At 72.7% G+C, this 16,771-nt stretch carries 13 protein-coding genes and 1 pseudogene; 7 read left to right on the forward strand and 7 right to left on the reverse strand.

Annotated features, from left to right (window positions below; genetic code table 11):
- Positions 1 to 321: pseudogene (locus SACPADRAFT_RS0201040) on the forward strand (alpha/beta hydrolase); the annotation flags it as partial.
- A 371-nt stretch (positions 322 to 692) separates the two neighbouring features.
- Positions 693 to 1,619 (forward strand): LCP family protein, encoded by a 927-nt coding sequence (locus SACPADRAFT_RS0201045; protein WP_007024312.1) that lies wholly within the window; start codon positions 693 to 695, stop codon positions 1,617 to 1,619.
- A gap of 55 nt (positions 1,620 to 1,674) precedes the next feature.
- Here SACPADRAFT_RS0201045 and SACPADRAFT_RS0201050 read toward each other — a convergent pair whose 3' ends face one another.
- From SACPADRAFT_RS0201050 to SACPADRAFT_RS0201065, 4 genes are all read right to left on the reverse strand, one after another.
- Positions 1,675 to 2,136 carry a peroxiredoxin gene (locus SACPADRAFT_RS0201050; RefSeq protein WP_028662125.1) on the reverse strand — a complete coding sequence of 154 codons (462 nt, stop codon included), beginning with the start codon at positions 2,134 to 2,136 and terminating at the stop codon, positions 1,675 to 1,677.
- A 4-nt stretch (positions 2,137 to 2,140) separates the two neighbouring features.
- A complete protein-coding gene (locus SACPADRAFT_RS0201055) occupies positions 2,141 to 4,096 on the reverse strand; it encodes a diguanylate cyclase domain-containing protein (protein WP_040923777.1) in 1,956 nt (651 codons plus the stop codon).
- 383 nt (positions 4,097 to 4,479) lie between these two features.
- Complete coding sequence (locus SACPADRAFT_RS0201060) at positions 4,480 to 5,928, reverse strand: cytochrome P450 (RefSeq protein WP_007024315.1); 1,449 nt, start codon at positions 5,926 to 5,928, stop codon at positions 4,480 to 4,482.
- The gene (locus SACPADRAFT_RS0201065; protein WP_007024316.1) at positions 5,925 to 7,538 is read right to left on the reverse strand and encodes a flavin-containing monooxygenase; all 1,614 of its coding nucleotides are present in this window, start codon (positions 7,536 to 7,538) and stop codon (positions 5,925 to 5,927) included. The genes SACPADRAFT_RS0201060 and SACPADRAFT_RS0201065 overlap by 4 nt, the downstream gene beginning before the upstream one ends.
- Positions 7,539 to 7,611: 73 nt before the next feature.
- Here SACPADRAFT_RS0201065 and SACPADRAFT_RS0201070 point away from each other — a divergent pair, with 73 nt between their 5' ends.
- Positions 7,612 to 8,544: an AraC family transcriptional regulator gene (locus tag SACPADRAFT_RS0201070; protein WP_028662126.1), complete on the forward strand. Its 933-nt coding sequence runs from the start codon at positions 7,612 to 7,614 to the stop codon at positions 8,542 to 8,544.
- Here SACPADRAFT_RS0201070 and lysX read toward each other — a convergent pair.
- Genes lysX through SACPADRAFT_RS0201085 form a run of 3 tightly spaced genes read right to left on the reverse strand, consistent with a single transcriptional unit; the run spans position 8,531 to position 11,640 of the window.
- Entirely contained in the window at positions 8,531 to 10,030 is a 1,500-nt protein-coding gene (gene lysX / locus SACPADRAFT_RS0201075) for a bifunctional lysylphosphatidylglycerol synthetase/lysine--tRNA ligase LysX (protein WP_007024318.1), read from the reverse strand. The two genes, SACPADRAFT_RS0201070 and lysX, sit on opposite strands and share 14 nt — an antisense overlap.
- A gap of 49 nt (positions 10,031 to 10,079) precedes the next feature.
- Positions 10,080 to 10,721 (reverse strand): acetoacetate decarboxylase family protein, encoded by a 642-nt coding sequence (locus SACPADRAFT_RS0201080; RefSeq protein ID WP_007024319.1) that lies wholly within the window; start codon positions 10,719 to 10,721, stop codon positions 10,080 to 10,082.
- A complete protein-coding gene (locus SACPADRAFT_RS0201085) occupies positions 10,714 to 11,640 on the reverse strand; it encodes an enoyl-CoA hydratase-related protein (protein ID WP_040923757.1) in 927 nt (308 codons plus the stop codon). The genes SACPADRAFT_RS0201080 and SACPADRAFT_RS0201085 overlap by 8 nt, the downstream gene beginning before the upstream one ends.
- 221 nt (positions 11,641 to 11,861) lie before the next feature.
- Between SACPADRAFT_RS0201085 and SACPADRAFT_RS0201090 the strand changes: the two genes are divergently transcribed.
- The 4 genes from SACPADRAFT_RS0201090 to SACPADRAFT_RS24640 all read left to right on the forward strand — a co-directional run.
- The gene (locus SACPADRAFT_RS0201090) at positions 11,862 to 13,562 is read left to right on the forward strand and encodes an acyclic terpene utilization AtuA family protein (protein WP_007024321.1); all 1,701 of its coding nucleotides are present in this window, start codon (positions 11,862 to 11,864) and stop codon (positions 13,560 to 13,562) included.
- A complete protein-coding gene (locus SACPADRAFT_RS0201095; RefSeq protein ID WP_007024322.1) occupies positions 13,559 to 14,731 on the forward strand; it encodes an acyl-CoA dehydrogenase family protein in 1,173 nt (390 codons plus the stop codon). Before SACPADRAFT_RS0201090 ends, SACPADRAFT_RS0201095 begins: the two co-directional genes overlap by 4 nt.
- Positions 14,728 to 16,335: an acyl-CoA carboxylase subunit beta gene (locus tag SACPADRAFT_RS0201100; protein WP_007024323.1), complete on the forward strand. Its 1,608-nt coding sequence runs from the start codon at positions 14,728 to 14,730 to the stop codon at positions 16,333 to 16,335. Before SACPADRAFT_RS0201095 ends, SACPADRAFT_RS0201100 begins: the two co-directional genes overlap by 4 nt.
- Positions 16,336 to 16,346: 11 nt before the next feature.
- A partial coding sequence (locus SACPADRAFT_RS24640; protein ID WP_007024324.1) for a biotin carboxylase N-terminal domain-containing protein occupies positions 16,347 to 16,771 on the forward strand: 425 nt, incomplete at its 3' end.

Consider the following 16,771-nt stretch of genomic DNA (forward strand, 5'->3'; position numbering starts at 1 on the left):
GCCCTGGCCCCGTGGACACCCCGGGGCGAACCCGTGGATGCGGTCACCGGCCGCACCGTGGTCGTCGCGCACGGGCGGGACGACGACGTCACCGGCCCGGACGACTCCCACGCCTGGGCCGTGCGCGCACGGGAGCACGCCGCGCGCCTCGCCCGGTTCGAGATCGCCGACGAGGGGCATGCGATGCTGCGCAGGCCCGCGCTGTGGCACACGCTCGTCGTGGACTCCGTGCTCCAGACCACGGGACTCCGCCCCGCGGCGGCTCCGTTGTCCCGGCTGTGGGCCGGTGCGGGAGCGGCCGGACTGCGGGTGCCGCTGTAGCCGCACACGGGCGGAACCGGCACGGGATCGCACCACCGCACAACCCGAACGGGGGACCGCGCGTCTTCCCGGGTGAGGTGTGGCGAGAGACGGACCGAGGCGATCGGGAGTGGGCCATGACAGACCGGGGACAGCACGGGGGTCGGTGGGGCGGACAGCAACCGCCACCACCGGGGCGCCGGCAACCGCCGCGTGGGCCCCGGCCGCACCAGCGTGCCCAGATGATGCCCGTCCCGGGCAGCGAGCGCGCCCGGCAGGCACCGCCCCCGCCGCCCCGGTCGACCCGGCAGGAGCCGCGTCCTCCCCGGCAGGGACCGCCGCCGGAGAGGACCCCGCAGCGGCCGCCGCGGAGACGCCGGTCGTTCGGGCGGGTGGCGCTGAGCCTGTTGCTGGTGCTGGTCCTCTCCCTGGCGGGAATGTGGGCCTACCTCGAATTCTCCATCGCCCGTGAGGACGCGCTGCCCGGCGACTACGACGGCAGGCCGGCCGCGGGGGAGGGCACCAACTGGCTGATCGTCGGGTCGGACTCCCGGGAGGGGCTCGACGCCGACCAGCGCGCGGAGCTGTCCACCGGGGACGCGGGGGGCGACCGGACCGACACGATCATGGTCGCGCACCTGCCGGACAACGACACCCCGGCGACCCTGCTCAGCCTGCCGCGGGACTCGCGGGTCCCGATTCCCGGCCACGGCGTCAACAAGATCAACGCGGCCTTCGCGTTCGGGGGTCCCTCCCTGCTGGCGCAGACGGTGGAACAGGCCACCGGGCTGCGGATCGACCACTACGCCGAGATCGGGTTCGGGGGTTTCGCGAGCGTCGTCGACGCGGTCGGGGGCGTCGAGATGGACATCCCGGAGGAGATGCACGACCCGAAGACCGGGATCACGATCCCCGCGGGACGGCAGACCCTCGACGGGGTCGAGGCGCTCGGTTTCGTGCGGATGCGCTACAGCCCCGCCACTCCACGGTCGGATCTGGACCGGGTCGCCAACCAGCGGAAGTTCATCGGCGCGCTGGCCGGGGAGATCGCCAGTCCCGCGACCCTGCTCAACCCGTTCGCCGTGGTCCCGTTGCTCGGGAGCGGGGCGGACGCGCTGATCCTGGACGAGGACGACCACGTGCACCACCTGCTCGCCCTGGCGTGGGCGATGCGCGGCATCGGCGGCGACGGCGTGGTCACCACCACCGTGCCGGTCACCTCGGCCTCGGCCGAGAACTGGGACGAGAGCAAGGCCGAGGCACTGTTCGACGCGCTGCGGACGGACACGGCGATCCCGGAGAGCGCGCTCAGCGAGTGAACACCGCACGGCGACCGGGGTGCGGTGATCGTGGGAGCGGTGACCCGGGTGCGCCTCAGCGGGCGGTCCGGGTCCGGAGGACCTGCAGCGCCCGGTCGGCGTGGATCGCCATCCGGAGCTCGCTGCGGATCACCGCGAGCACCGTGTGGTCGGCGTCCAGGACGAACGTGTGCCGCCGCGTCCGCAACGGCCCGCCCAGCGGGCGGCGCACCCCGAACACGGACGCGACCTCGCCCTCCGGGTCGGACAGCAGTGGGAAGTCGAACCCGTGGGTGCGCGCGAACTCGTGCTGGGTGTCGACGGGGTCGGTACTGACCCCGACCCGCTGCGCACCGACCTCGGCGAACTCCGTGCCCAGGTCCCGGAAGTGGCAGGTCTCGGCCGTGCAGCCCGGGGTCAGGGCCGCCGGGTAGAAGAACAGCACCACGGGGCCCGTCGCGAGGAACCCGGACAGGCTACGGGGCTCGCCGTTCTCGTCCGGCAGCGTGAAGTCCGGCGCGTGCTCTCCCTGCTTCATCCGTTCATGATCGCGCATCACCGGACCTGCCCGCGAGCAGGTCCCGCACCCCGTCGGCGGTGACGGCCTCACCGAACAGCTTGCCGCGCCCGGCGACGACACCCAGATCGCGCAGCCGCGCGGCCCGGTCGCCGGTGTGCACTCCCTCGGCACCGATCCGGTGGATGCCGAGTTGCCGCGCCTGCTCCACCAGCGTGCGCAGGTGTTCCTGTGCCCTGGTGGCGGCCTCGTCGTCCTCGCCGAGTGCCTCGATCAGGTGCCCGGTCAGCACGACGAACCCGACCGGGAGGTGGTGGATGCGGACGAGGTCGAGGTCGGCGGCCCCGGTCACCGCGAGAGTGATCTTGACGTCGAGATCGGACAGGACTGACAGGGTCTCCAGCGCCTCGCCGCGCGGGTCGGACAGGGCGACGCTGTCGGTGCAGATCCGCAGCTTGTGCGCGGGCAGACCGGTCCGGTCCAGTCCGTCCCGGACCATGCCGACGAGGTTGGGGTCGATCGCGAACCTCGTCGGCAGTCGTACACACAGATCCGGTGCGGTGTCGGGGAACTCCCGGTGCCAGGCGGCGGAGTCGGACACCGACGTGTCGAGCAGGTGGTGTCCCAGGGCGGTGGTCATGCCCGTGGTGTCGGCCAGCGCGCAGAACGCCGCGGGCCCGAGCGCGCCGTGCTCGGGATGGTCCCACCGCAGCACGGCGTTGACCACGGCCACCCGGTCGCCTCCGTCGAGGGTGACGGTCGGTTCGTAGTCCACGCCGAACTCGCCGTTCTCCAGCGCACCACCCACGGCCGCACCCAGGGCGTAGCGGCGGCGGTCCCGCTCGTCCAGTTCGTTCTCGAACAGCATCCACTGCGCCTTGCCGTTCTCCTTGGCGCGGTGCAGGGTGATCTCGGCGGCACGGCGCAGTTCCTCCCCCGTGCGGCCGTCCGGGTCGGTGACCACGATCCCGACGCTGACGTTCACCCCGACTCCCGTGCCCTCGACCCACACCGGCTCGGCGAGTGCGGTGGCCGCCTCCTCGACGAGGTCGATCACGTCCGGCTCCGCGAACGCACCCCGCATCAGCACGGCGAAGCCGTCCCCGGACAGCCGGGCGACGACCGCGTCGTGGGCCACGAACTGCTCCTCCAGCGTGCGGGCGACGTACTGGAGCACCGTGTCGCCCGCACCCGGCCCGAGCCCGTCATTGATCACCTTGAAGCCGTCGATGTCCAGGTAGATCAGTGCGAGGCGTCCGCCACCGCCGCTGCCCAGGGCGGCGTCGACCCGGTTGTCGAAGTGGTACGCGTTCGGCAGGCCGGTGAGCGGGTCCTGCGTGTTCTGCTTGCGCAGCTGCTCACCGAGCAGGTCGAGCTCCCCGACGTCCTCGATCATCAGCACCGGGCTCGGGCCGCCGTCGGTCTCCTCGGCGAGCGTGCCGACGGTCACCCGCGCGCGCAGCGTGCCGTCCCGCCCGTGGGTGATCCCGAGGCGTTCCTGCCGGGGCCTGCGCGCGGGCAGGGAGAGTTGATCGTCCACGGCGGACGTCAGCGTAGCCGCGTCGCCGCCGGTGGCGGCCAGGTGCGACAACGGCTTGCCCACCAGGTCGTCTCTGCGGAATCCGAGCAGGTCCGTCAGCGCCGGGTTGACCGCCCGGATCGTCCCGTCCGCGGCGCCCAGTACGACCCCCACCGGGACCGCGGTGACGAGGTCGGTGAACCGGCGGGCGGCGGCGTCGGCCTCCGCGCGGGTGCGCGCCTGGACCTCGCCGGCCACCGAGCGCACCAGTTCGTCGAGCGTGGCCCGGTCGAGTGTCACCTGCTCGGCCCGGCCCGCGTCCGCGTCCGGGTCCGCGTCCGTCGGGTCCGCGTTCGTCGGGTCCGCGTTCGTCGGATCCGCGGGCGTGCGTGAGTCGACGAGGTGCGCCATCCACCGGCGCGCGATGTCGGACAGACCTGGTGCCTCACCAGGGTGCGCCACACTCCACCTCACACGTTCCCACAGCCGATCGAGGGTGTCCCCGCCGTCGGGCGCGCCGCCGCCGGAGCGCGCCGCCGCCGGGAACGCGTCACCGTCGGAGCGCGTCACCGTCGAGAACGCGTCACCGTCGGAGGACACCCCCGTCGGAGGACATCGCCGCCGCACCGCCGACGGAAGCCACCGCCGACGGAAGCCACCGCCGACGAAGCCACCGCCACCGTAATCCCGCTGCCACCGCAATCCGCGGACGTCCGGGCGCGTCGCGTCCGGACCGTGCCGACGTTGCCACCGCATCATGCCGCAGGCACCGTGTCCAGCGCCTGGACGGGGCATCTCGTCGCTCTTTAGTGGTCCGTGGTGCTACACTCCGTGATCCCCATGGTTCAGAGTGGTCGCAGGTGGACGGGAAGGCCGTCGATCGGCACGGGTAGCGAGACGTAGTCCCACCGGGCCCGGTAGTCGGAGGGTACGGACCACCGGTAGTGGCGCAGCATCTCGTGCAGCAGGGCCTTCACCTCGTACATGCCGAAGTGCAGACCGATGCACTTGTGCGCCCCGCCCCCGAAGGGGATCCAGGAATAGCGGTGGGACCGGTCCTCCCGCCGGGACTCGGCGAACCGTTCCGGGTCGAAGGTGTGCGGCGCGGTCCACCGCTGCGGGTCGAAGTGGTTCACCGCCGGTGCGACACTGACCATCGTTCCCTCGGGGATGTGGTGCCCGAGGATCTCGGTGTCGGTCACGGCCGTACGGGGCAGGGTCGGGACCGGGGCCACCAGCCGCAGTGCCTCCCGGATGACCAGGTCCAGCGAGTGCAGGCGGTCGAGCGCGTCGGTGTCGGGCAGGTCGTCGCCGAGTTCCCGGGACTCCTGCCGCACCCGTTCCTGCCACTCGGGATGCCGGGCGAGGTAGTAGGCGGCGGCGGTCGTGGTGATCGTCGACGTGTCGTGCGCGGCCATCATGAGGAAGATCATGTGGTTGATGACGTCGGCGTCGGTGAACCGTTCGCCGTCCGGCGTCGTCGCGTGCGCCAGCGCGGAGAACAGGTCGCCGGTGTCCTCGGCGCGCTTGCCCGGCAGATGCGTGGCGAAGTAGTCCTCGAGGACCTTCCGCCCGTCCAGCCCCGCCTTGTACCGGCCGCCCGGCACCGGTCGCCGGACCAGCGCGGTGGCCGCACGCACCGTGGCGACGAACGCGCGGTTGAGGGCGTGTGCCTCCGGGCCGGTGCGCATGCCCATGAACACCCGGGTGGCCACGTCCAGGGTGAGCTGCTTCAGGCCGTCGTACAGGCGCCGGTCGCCGCGCCCCCAGGCGGCGACCCCCTCCCGCACGGTCGGGGCGAGATGGTCGACGTAGCCGACGATCCGGTCGCGGGTGAACGCCTGCTGCATGATGCGCCGGTGCTGCATGTGCTCGTCGAAGTCGAGCAGCATCAGACCCCGGTGGAAGAACCGGTCGATGAGGAAGCGCCATCCCTCCTGGGAGAACGCCTTGTCCTTGTTCACCAGTACCGCCTGGGTCGCCTCGGCGCCGGTGACGGCGACGATCCGGCGCCCGAAGGCGCCGGAAAAGTACACCGGGCCGAACCGTTCGTACCGGCGCAGGCTGTAGTCGACGCCGTAGCGCATCATCATCAGGGAGTGCCCGAGCACCGGGGGTCCGTCGTCCCCGAGCACGGGGGACAGGCCGCTGCCCGCCGGTGCGGGCGCGAGCTCCCGCACCGGCCATCGCCGGTCGCGCAGGTACCGGTCCACCGCCCCCGGCAACGGCAACGCCGTCAACGGCGGCGTCCGTTGCCGCACCGTGTCCGCCACGCGGTCCAGGGTCGTGGTCACCGCGATCCACCTCCTCGTCGAGCCGGCCGCCCCTCACTCTCCCGCCTTGTTGGCGCAGTGACAATACCCTGACGCGGTGACGCGACGTCTTGCGTCGGGGACACCGTGTCGTCCCCGACGGGATCCGGCCCGGTTCCCGTTCCGCCCCGGGTGGCGTCCAGGACCCGGAAGTCGGACAGCGTCACCCGCCGCGTGCGGCGGCGGTACTCGCCCGTCCGGCCGGGCCAGTTGGTGACCACCCGCCCGTGCTCGTCGCGGTACCAGCTCTCGCACCTGGTCCACACCGAACCCCGCAGGCGGCCCTGGATCTCGTCGTCCCAGCGCTGCTCGACCTCCGGCCGGACGTCGAGGGCGACACCGGGCCGCCGGGCGAGCGTGCGCACCGCGTCGGCGAGGTAGCGCGCCTGACTCTCCAGCATGTGGATGACCGAGCCCCCGCCGAGGTTGGTGTTCGGCCCGTACATCAGGAACATGTTCGGGAATCCGGGGACGGTGATGCCCAGGTGCGCCCGGGCGCCCCCGGACCAGGCCTGCCCGAGTGTGCGCCCGCCGAGCCCGCGCACGGTCATCGGGCCGAGCATGTCCGTGGCGGCGAATCCGGTGCCGTAAATGAGGACGTCCGCCTCGTGGTGGACTCCCCCGCGGGTGGTGACACCGGTCGGTGTCACCTCGGCGACCGGGTCGGTGACCAGCTCCACATCGGGCTCGGCCAGGGCGGGGAGGTAGTCGTTGCTGAACAGCACCCGTTTGCAGCCGAGGGCGTAGTCGGGGGTGAGGCGGCGCCGCAACTCCGGGTCGGGGACCTGCCTGCGCAGGTGCCTGCGGGTCTGCCACTCGAACAGCGGGGTGAACGCCTGCCAGCGGGACAGGCAGACCTGGGCGAACTCGGCGTAGAGCCAGAAGGAGAGCCGGTCGGCGGTCTGCAGCCACGGCGCCGCCCGCAGGAGCCTGCGCCGCCACCCGGTGTAGACCCGGTCGCGCTTGGGCATGAGGTACTGCGCCGAGCGCTGGAACACCGTCAGTCCGGCGACCTCGGGCTGGATGCGCGGCACGAACTGCACCGCGCTCGCCCCGGTCCCGATCACGGCGACCCGCCTGCCCCGCAGGTCCACCTCGTGGTCCCACCGCGCGGAGTGGAAAGAGGGGCCGCGGAACGTCCCGAGGCCGGGGATGGACGGATAGGCCGGCCGGGAGAGCTGGCCGGTGGCGGGGACGAACACGCGCGTGGCGAAGGTGGTCCCGTCCGTGGTGGTCACCGTCCACCGGCCGGTGGCGGCGTCGAACTCGGCCGAGTCGACCTCGGTGCCGAACCGGACGTGGTTCAGGACGCCGTAGCGCCGGGCGACCCGTTCGAGGTAGGCGAGGATGTCGGGCTGCTCCGCATACCGGCGCGGCCAGGGGGTGTTGCGGGCGAACGAGAACGAGTACAGCGGCGACGGCACGTCGCAGCCCGCGCCCGGATAGGTGTTGTCCCGCCAGACACCGCCGGGCGAGTCCGCGGACTCCAGCACGACGAAGTCGTGGATCCCGGCCCGGCGCAGTTCGATCGCCGCGGCCACGCCGCCGAAGCCCGCTCCGACGACGAGTGCGGTCGTGCTGATGATCTCCATGCCGGGACGCTAGGGCCCCCGCTCCCTCCGCCGACAGCCGTCCGGGGGACACGTTGTTGATATTTTCGGACACGTGGTGGACTGGGACTTCCCGCGGGGCGTGGCCAGTGTCGCGCTCCTGGTCGACTTCGCGGTCGAGCGTGGCGTCCCGGCGGAACGGGTGCTGGCCGGGACCGGTCTCGACCCCGCCACGGTCGCCGACCCGCTGGCACAGGTCGAGGCGCAGCAGGAACTCGCGGTGGTGCGCAACCTCATCGCCGGGTGCGCCGGGGACCCGGCCGAGCTGGGGGAGCGGGTGGGACGGCGTTATCATGCCACCGCCTACGGGATCTGGGGTTTCGCGGTCACCAGTTCCCCGACCGTGGGCGACGCGATCCGGCTCGCCCTGCGCTACGTCGAGCTCACCTACGTCTTCTGCGTGCCCGAGCTGCGGGTGGACGGCGACCTGGTGTATTTGGACTGGCACGCCGACGCCGTGCCCGCCGACGTCCGGCCGTTCCTGCTCGCCCGGGACGTCGCGGCGAGCCGCACCCTGATGTCCGAACTCCTCGGGATCCGTCCGGGCCGGGAACCCGGCCGGGAACGGATGCGGCTCCCGCGGCGGTTGCTCGACCGCCGGATGCCCCAGGCCAACGAACACACCGCGGCGTTGTGCGAGCGGCAGTGCCGCGAGCTGCTGTCCCGGCGGCGCGAGCGCACCGGCGTGGCCCGCCGGGTCCGCGACCGGCTGCTGGCCGCCGACGGACTGCGGGTCGGGATGGACGTCGTCGCCGCGGACCTGGCGATGAACGTCCGCACGCTGCGCCGACGGCTCGCCGACGAGGGAACCGGCTACCGGGCCCTGGTCGACGAGGTGCGGTTGACGCTGGCCGAGGAGCTGTTGGCGACCCGCGCGCTGTCGGTGGAGCAGGTCGCCCGCCGCCTCGGCTACGGCGACGCCTCCAGCTTCGTGCGGGCGTTCACCCGCTGGACCGGGGTGCCGCCCGGCCGGTTCAGACCGGCTTGACCATCGGGAACAGGATGGTCTCCCGGATGCCCTTGCCGGTGAAGGCCATCAGCAACCGGTCCACGCCCAGCCCCGCGCCGACCGTGGGGGGCATCCCGTACTCCAGGGCCCGCAGGAAGTCCTCGTCGATCTGCATCGCCTCCGGGTCCCCGCCGGCGGCCAGCAACGACTGCTCGGTGAGCCTGCGCCGCTGTTCCACCGGGTCGATCAGCTCGGAGAAGCAGGTGCCCAGCTCCATGCCGAAACCGATGAGGTCCCACTTCTCGGTCAGCAGCGGATCGTCGCGGTGCTGCCGGGTCAGCGGCGAGGTCTCCACCGGGAAGTCGCACACGAAGGTCGGCCGTACGAGCGTGTGCTCGACCAGTTCCTCGAACAGGTGCTCCACGAGCTTGCCGGGGCCCCAGGTCGCGTCCCAGGAGACGTCGACGGCGTCGGCGTGCTTGCGCAGCTCCTCGACCGGCGTGCGGGGGGTGATCTCGGCACCCAGCGCCTCGGACACCGAACCGTAGAGGGTGATCCGCGGCCACTCGCCGGCCAGGTCGACCTCGCCGTGCCGGGGGCTGCGGACGACGGTGTCGCCGAACACCGCCTCCGCGGCGGCCCGCACGAGGTCCTGCGTGATCGCCATCCCGTCGGTGTAGTCGCCGTAGGCCGAGTACCACTCCAGCATCGTGAACTCGGGGTTGTGCGTGGAGTCGGCGCCCTCGTTGCGGAACGAGCGGTTGATCTCGAAGACGTTCTCGATCCCGCCCACGACGAGCCGCTTGAGGTACAGCTCCGGGGCGATCCGCAGGTACAGGTCGAGATCGTAGGCGTTGATGTGGGTGGTGAACGGTCGTGCCGTCGCCCCGCCGTGCACCGGGTGCAGCATCGGGGTCTCCACCTCGAGGAACTCGCGGCGCAACAGCACCGAGCGCAGGGCCTGCACCAGGCCCGCCCGCTGGTGCGCCAGCTGCCGCATCTCCGGGTTGACGATCAGGTCGACGTAGCGCTGCCGGACCCGCGCCTCGGGGTCGGCCAGCCCCTTGTGCTTCTCCGGCAGGGGGCGCAGGCACTTCGACGTGAGCGTCCACTCGTCGACGAGCACGGACAGCTCGCCCCGCTTCGAGGTGATCACCTCTCCGGTGACGCCGACGTGGTCGCCGAGGTCGACGTCGTCCTTCCAGGACTGCAGCGCCTCGGCGCCGACCCGGTCGAGCGAGAGCATGATCTGGATCGCGCCGGAGGCGTCCCGGATGGTGGCGAAGCACAGCTTGCCGCCGGTCCGGGAGAGCAGGACGCGGCCGGTGACGGCGACCCGCTGCCCCGTGTGCCGGTCGGCCTCCAGGTCACCGTGCTCGTCCCGCACGGCCGCGATCGTGGTCGTGCGGGGGTAGCCGACCGGGTAGGGCTCGACGCCCGCCTCACGCAACCGCTCCAGCTTCTCCCGCCGGATGCGCATCTGTTCGGGCAGGTCGTCGTGGTACTCGTCCTGGGCGTCACTCACGGCCCCGAGTCTATCGACCCCGCTCCGGCCCGCCGGGCACCGCCGCCGGTCACCGTCCGCGTGCGCCGAACAGCAGGCGCGCGTCCGCGGCGTGGGCGCTGAGCACCGGCCGGTGGCCCGCCAGGTACCCGAGCGGCCCGTGGGGGTCGACGCTCCAGCGTGCCGACGCGGGGCGGATCCGCATTCGCGCCCGCACCGGGCTCACGTACGGCGCCCCGGCCACCTCCTGGACGAGGGAGAACCCCGTCCGCACCGGCGGTGTGCCGAGCCGCCGGGGGGTGAAGGTCGCCGTGGCGACGGGGGAGTCGTTCCCGTCGGGACCGTCGACCCGCGCGGTGGCGGTGACGGTGGGGCCGAAGCGCAGGGCGAAGGTGGCCAGTTCCTTCGGGATGCCCCAGAGTTCGCGTCCCCCGGCGCGGGAGGCCGCGCTGTCGACCCAGATCTCGGTGATCGAGCCCGCGATCCCGGCGCCGTGCGGGCGCCGGACCGCCACGGTGGACAGCAGTTCGTGGTAGCGCATCTGGCCCGGCGGCGTGTAGTCGATCCACGCCGTGACGACCAGGGCACGGCCGCCGGGGGTCAGCGGGGTCACCACATCGGACACCCGGGGCAGCGCGCGGACCGGAACCCGCCACACCGACAGGTACGCCTGTGCCGCCAGCCGCCACGGCTCGGGTGGGTAGTCAGGCACCGGCCGCACCGCCCTCCGGGATCTCGCGGTCGCCGGTGCCGGCCGTCCCCGCGGCGTCGGGGGTGTTCCCGGCGCCGTCCGGTGCGACCCACGGCAGGAAACCGGGCAGGTCGTCGTTGACCCGCAGCCGGAACTCCGGCGGGCGTTTCTCCAGGAACGACAGCACTCCCTCGACGGAGTCCGGATTGTTCCGGATGCTCGCGATGAGCTGCGAGTCGACCTCGTGCACCGGGCCGGGGGAGTCGGCACCGGACATCCGGTACAGCAACTGCCGGGTCACGGCGACCGACACCGGGGCGGTGTTCGCGACGAGCTCCGCGGCCAGGGCGTAGGCCTCGTCGTGCAGCCGCTCCGGCGGGTACACCCGGTGCACCAGTCCCGTGTCGCGGGCCTCGTCGGCGTCGAAGAGCCGGCCGCTGACCATCCAGTCGAGCGCGGGACCCATGCCGACCAGCTTCGGGAGGAACCACGCCGACGCGCCCTCGGGGTAGATGCCGCGCCGGACGAAGACGAACCCGAAGCGGGCGTCGGTGGAGGCCAACCGGTAGTCGGCGGGCAGGGTGATGGTGACCCCGCCGCCGATCGCGGAGCCGTGGATGGCCGCGATGACGGGCTTGTTCAGCGCGAACACCCGTTTCGAGACCCGGCCCGCCGGTTCCTGCCAGGCCGGGTCCGGTCCGGCGTCGGAGTCGAAGTCGAACCCGCCCTCGGACAGGTCGGCGCCGACGCAGAAGTCCCGGCCTTCGCCGGTGAGCACGACCACGCGCACGTCCTCGTCGCGGTCGGCCTCCTCCAGGGCGTCGGCGATCTCGTCGGCCATCCGCACGGTGTAGCCGTTGCGGGCCTCGGGCCGGTTCAGGGTGATCGTGGCGACCCGGTCGGCGACCGAGTAGTCGATCTGGGTGTAGTCGTCGCGCATTCCGGCCAACGTCGGCCTCCCGCTCTCTCGGCGCGCCGTCGCGCCCTCCCGTCGCCGCGTACCCGCGGCGACGGCGTACTCCCGGTGTCGTCCTGCTGGAGCCTAGTACGCCACCACACCGTGCTGGCAAGCTGCCAACAGCATGAAACAATCAAGCGTGCTTGATTTTTCCCGGGTGCCGGTGGCAGGCTGACGTCCGTTCCTCGACGGGGAGGAGTCCCATGCTCCGCATCGCCAACGCGTCCGGCTTCTACGGCGACCGGTTCTCCGCCGTGCGGGAGATGCTCACCGGCGGCCCGGTCGACGTGCTCACCGGCGACTACCTGGCCGAGCTCACCATGCTGATCCTCGGCCGGGCGAAGGCCAAGGACCCGGCGCGGGGCTACGCCACCACCTTCCTGCGGCAGATGGAGGAGTGCCTCGGCACGGCCGTCGACGCGGGGGTCACCGTGGTCTCCAACGCGGGCGGACTGAATCCGGCGGGCCTCGCCGACGCGCTGCGCGAGCTGGCCGACCGGCTGGGTCTGGACGTCTCGGTCGCCCATGTCGACGGGGACGACCTCACCGGCCGCGCCGACGAACTGGGCTTTCCCGACGCGCTGACCGCCAACGCCTACCTCGGCGCGTTCGGGATCGCCGGGTGCCTGCGGGCCGGCGCGGACGTCGTCGTCACCGGACGGGTCACCGACGCCTCCGTGGTGGTCGGCCCGGCCGCCGCCCACTTCGGCTGGACCCCCGACGACCACGACGCGCTCGCGGGCGCGGTCGTGGCCGGCCACGTGATCGAGTGCGGGGCGCAGGCGACCGGCGGCAACTACGCCTTCTTCACCGAGCACGACCTCGGCACCCCGGGCTTCCCGCTGGCCGAGCTCCACCCCGACGGGTCGAGCGTGATCACCAAGCATCCCGGCACCGGGGGCGCGGTCACGCCGGGGACGGTCACCGCACAACTGCTCTACGAGATCACCGGCCCGCGCTACCCGGGCCCGGACGTCACCGCCCGGTTCGACAGCCTGTCGCTGAGCGACGACGGCCCCGACCGGGTGCGGATCAGCGGCGTCCGCGGGGAACCGCCGCCGCCCACGCTCAAGGTGGGCCGCAGCGAGCTCGGCGGGTTCCGCAACGAGGTCACCTTCGTGCTCACCGGCCTGGACATCGAGGCCAAGGCCGCGCTGGTGCGCGGACAGCTGGAGAGCGCACTCGCCGACCGTGCCTCCGCCGACAGGGCCCCCGCCGAGGTGCGGTGGAGTCTGGGCCGCACCGACCACGCGGACGCCGACACCGAGGAGGCGGCGAGCGCCCTGCTGCACTGCGCCGTGAAGGATCCCGACGCGCGGGTCGCCGGCCGGGCCTTCAGCGGTGCCGCCGTCGAACTCGCCCTGGCGAGCTACCCGGGCTTCCACGTGACCGCGCCACCCGCGGAGGCCTCCCCCTACGGGGTCGCCACGGAGTCGTTCGTGCACGCCCGGCTGGTCCCGCACACGGCGGTCCTGCCGGACGGCACCCGGGTGGACGTCCCGGCGCCGGAGCGCACCCGCGAACTCGTCGACGTCGCCGAACCCGCTCTCCCGGAGCCGCTGCCGGAGGGGCCGTGCCTGCGGCGTCCGCTGGGGCACGTCGCCGGGGCCCGCAGCGGCGACAAGGGCGGCGACGCCAACCTCGGGGTGTGGGTGCGCTCGGAGTCCGCCTGGCGGTGGCTGGCGCACACGCTCACCGTGGACGCGCTGCGCCTGCTGCTGCCGGAGACCGCCGACCTGCCGGTGCGCCGGTACGTCCTGCCCAACCTGTACGCGGTCAACTTCGTCGTCGGGGGAATCCTCGGTGCCGGGGTGGCCTCCCAGTCCCGGTTCGATCCGCAGGCCAAGGCCCTCGGGGAGTGGTTGCGGAGCCGGTATGTCGACATCCCGGAGGTGTTGTTGTGAGCTCCGAGCCCGCCACGGGCGTCCCCGACCCGTTCGCCACGCCGGAGCGGGTCGAGCTCCGCAGGACGGTGCGCCGCTTCGTGGAGCGGGAGGTCGTGCCGCACCTCGACGAGTGGGAGCGGCAGGGGGAGCTGCCCCGCTCGCTGCACCGCCGTGCCGGGGAGATCGGCCTGCTCGGGATCTCCTTCCCCGAGGAGGTCGGCGGGTCCGGCGGCGACTATCTCGACGCGCTGACCGTCACCGAGGAGATCCACCAGGCGGGCGGGTCCGGCGGTGTGGTCGCCTCCCTGCTCACCGGCGGGATCGCCCTTCCGCACATCGCGGCGGCCGGGGACGGCGCCCAGATCGAGAAGTGGGTCCGGCCCACGCTGGCGGGGGAGACGATCGGGTCCCTGGCCATCACCGAACCGGACGGCGGCTCGGACGTGGCCTCCCTGCGCACCACCGCGCGCCGGGACGGCGACCACTACGTCGTCAACGGCGCGAAGACGTTCATCACCTCCGGCTGCCGGGCCGATTTCGTGACCACGGCCGTGCGCACCGGAGGGGACGGCGCCCACGGGATCTCGCTGCTGGTCGTCGAGCGGGACACGCCCGGGTTCACGGTGACCCGCAAGCTGGAGAAGATGGGCTGGCACTGCTCGGACACCGCCGAGCTGTCCTTCGACGACGCCCGGGTCCCGGCCGCCAACCTGGTCGGCGCGGAGAACAGCGGGTTCGCCCAGATCGCCACCCAGTTCGTCACCGAACGGTTGTCGCTGGCGGTGCAGGCCTACGCCACCGCGCAGCGGGCGCTGGACCTGACCGTGCGGTGGTGCCGCGACCGGGAGACGTTCGGCCGGCCGCTGATCTCCCGGCAGGTGGTGCAGCACCGGCTGGTGGAGATGGCCCGCCGCGTCGACCTGGCCCGCACCTACACCCGTCAGGCCGCGATCCGGCACGCGGCCGGGCAGGACGCGATCACCCAGACGTGCTTCGCGAAGAACTCCGCGGTCGAGCTGGGCGAGTGGGTGGTCGACCAGGCGGTGCAGCTGCACGGCGGACTCGGTTACATGCGCGAGTCCGAGGTGGAGCGCCACTACCGGGACATGCGCATCCTCGGCATCGGCGGCGGCACCGACGAGATCATGAACCAGCTCGCGGCGGGCACGTTGGGATACTCGGCATGACGGTACTGCGCTCCACACTGGACGTCTCCGGCGAGGAGTACGCCGCCAACCGGCGCGCCATGCTCGACAAGCTCGACGAGGTGGAGACCGAGCACGCCACGGCGATCGCCGGGGGCGGCGAGAAGTACGTCACCCGGCACCACGAGCGCGGCAAGCTCACCGTACGGGAGCGGATCGAGCTGCTGCTCGACGCGGACGCCCCGTTCCTGGAGCTCTCCCCGCTGGCCGGGTGGGGCAGTGACTACCCGGTCGGGGCCAGTGTGGTCACCGGCATCGGCGTCGTCTCCGGCGTCGAGTGCATGATCATCGGGCACGACCCCACCGTCCGGGGCGGGGCCAGCAACCCGTGGACGGTGCGCAAGATCTTCCGGGCCGCCGACATCGCCCTGGAGAACCGCCTGCCGGTGATCAACCTGGTGGAGTCCGGGGGTGCGGACCTGCCGAGCCAGAAGGAGATCTTCATCCCCGGCGGCCGGTTGTTCCGCGACCTCACCCGGCTCTCCGCCGCCGGCATCCCCACGATCGCGCTGGTGTTCGGCAACTCCACCGCGGGTGGCGCGTACGTGCCGGGCATGTCCGACCACGTCGTCATGGTGGAGAAGGCGTCGAAGGTGTTCCTCGGCGGCCCGCCCCTGGTGAAGATGGCGACCGGGGAGGAAGCCGACGAGGAGGAGCTCGGCGGCGCCGCCATGCACGCCCGCACCTCCGGGTTGGCCGACTATCTCGCCCGCGACGAACCCGACGCCCTCCGCCTCGGCAGGCGGATCGTCGCCCGGCTGAACCGGCACAAGGCCGGGCCGGCACCCGCCCGGGCCGTCGCACCCCGCTACCCGGAGGAGGAGCTGGTGGGCCTCGTGCCCGACGGGCTCCGGACCCCCTTCGATCCGCGCGAGGTGCTGGCCCGGGTGGTCGACGACTCGGACTTCGACGAGTTCAAGCCCGACTACGGCGACAGCCTGGTCACCGGCTGGGCGCGGATCCACGGCTATCCCGTCGGGGTGCTCGCCAACGCCCACGGGGTGTTGTTCAGCGAGGAGTCCCAGAAGGCCGCCCAGTTCATCCAGCTCGCCAACCAGGCCGACACGCCGCTGCTGTTCCTGCACAACACCACCGGGTACATGGTGGGTACCGACTACGAACAGGGCGGCATCATCAAGCACGGCGCGATGATGATCAACGCGGTGTCCAACAGCAAGGTGCCGCACCTGTCCGTGCTGCTCGGGGCGTCCTACGGCGCGGGCCACTACGGCATGTGCGGCCGCGCCTACGACCCCCGGTTCCTGTTCGCCTGGCCCAGTGCCAAGTCGGCGGTGATGGGGCCGCAACAGCTCGCCGGGGTGCTGTCCCTGGTCTCCCGCGCCGCCGCCGAGGCCCAGGGCCGACCGTTCGACGCCGAGGGTGACGCGGCCATGCGGGAGGCGGTGGAGTCCCAGATCGAGGCGGAGTCCCTGCCGATGTTCCTGTCCGGCCGGCTCTACGACGACGGGGTGATCGATCCCCGGGACACCCGCACCGTGCTGGGTCTGTGCCTGTCGGCGATCCACACCGGCGAGGTCCGGGGCGCACGGTTCGACGGCGCCGGATTCGGCGTCTTCCGGATGTGAGGGGACGGGACGTGATCGAGAACCTGCTCGTCGCCAACCGCGGGGAGATCGCCCGCCGCGTGTTCCGCACCTGCGCCGAGGCCGGCATCGGCACCGTCGCGGTGTACTCGGACGCCGACCACGACGCCGAACACGTGCACGCCGCCGACGCGGCGGTGCGGCTGCCGGGCGAGGCCCCGGCGGCGACCTACCTGGACGCGGGCGCCGTCGTCGACGCCGCGCTGCGGGCCGGTGCCGACGCGGTGCATCCCGGATACGGGTTCCTGTCCGAGAACGCCGACTTCGCCCGTGCGGTCCTCGACGCGGGGCTGACCTGGGTCGGCCCGCCGCCGGAGGCCATCGCGACGATGGGCTCGAAGGTCGCGGCGAAACGGGTGGTGGCCGCGGCCGGCGTGCCGGTGCTCGCGGAACTCGACCCGGACGCGGTCGGCGCCGG

Origin of the sequence: Saccharomonospora iraqiensis subsp. paurometabolica YIM 90007 (assembly GCF_000231035.2) — a bacterium.
In the GTDB taxonomy this organism is placed as follows: Bacteria; Actinomycetota; Actinomycetes; order Mycobacteriales; family Pseudonocardiaceae; genus Saccharomonospora; species Saccharomonospora paurometabolica.

Excerpts from the sequence above, each read along its gene's own strand:
- SACPADRAFT_RS0201050 (WP_028662125.1), bottom strand. The coding sequence starts at position 2,136 with ATGAAGCAGGGAGAGCACGCGCCGGACTTCACGCTGCCGGACGAGAAC.
- SACPADRAFT_RS0201065 (WP_007024316.1), bottom strand. The coding sequence starts at position 7,538 with ATGGAGATCATCAGCACGACCGCACTCGTCGTCGGAGCGGGCTTCGGC.
- SACPADRAFT_RS0201090 (WP_007024321.1), top strand. The coding sequence starts at position 11,862 with ATGCTCCGCATCGCCAACGCGTCCGGCTTCTACGGCGACCGGTTCTCC.
- SACPADRAFT_RS0201100 (WP_007024323.1), top strand. The coding sequence starts at position 14,728 with ATGACGGTACTGCGCTCCACACTGGACGTCTCCGGCGAGGAGTACGCC.
- SACPADRAFT_RS0201085 (WP_040923757.1), bottom strand. The coding sequence starts at position 11,640 with ATGCGCGACGACTACACCCAGATCGACTACTCGGTCGCCGACCGGGTC.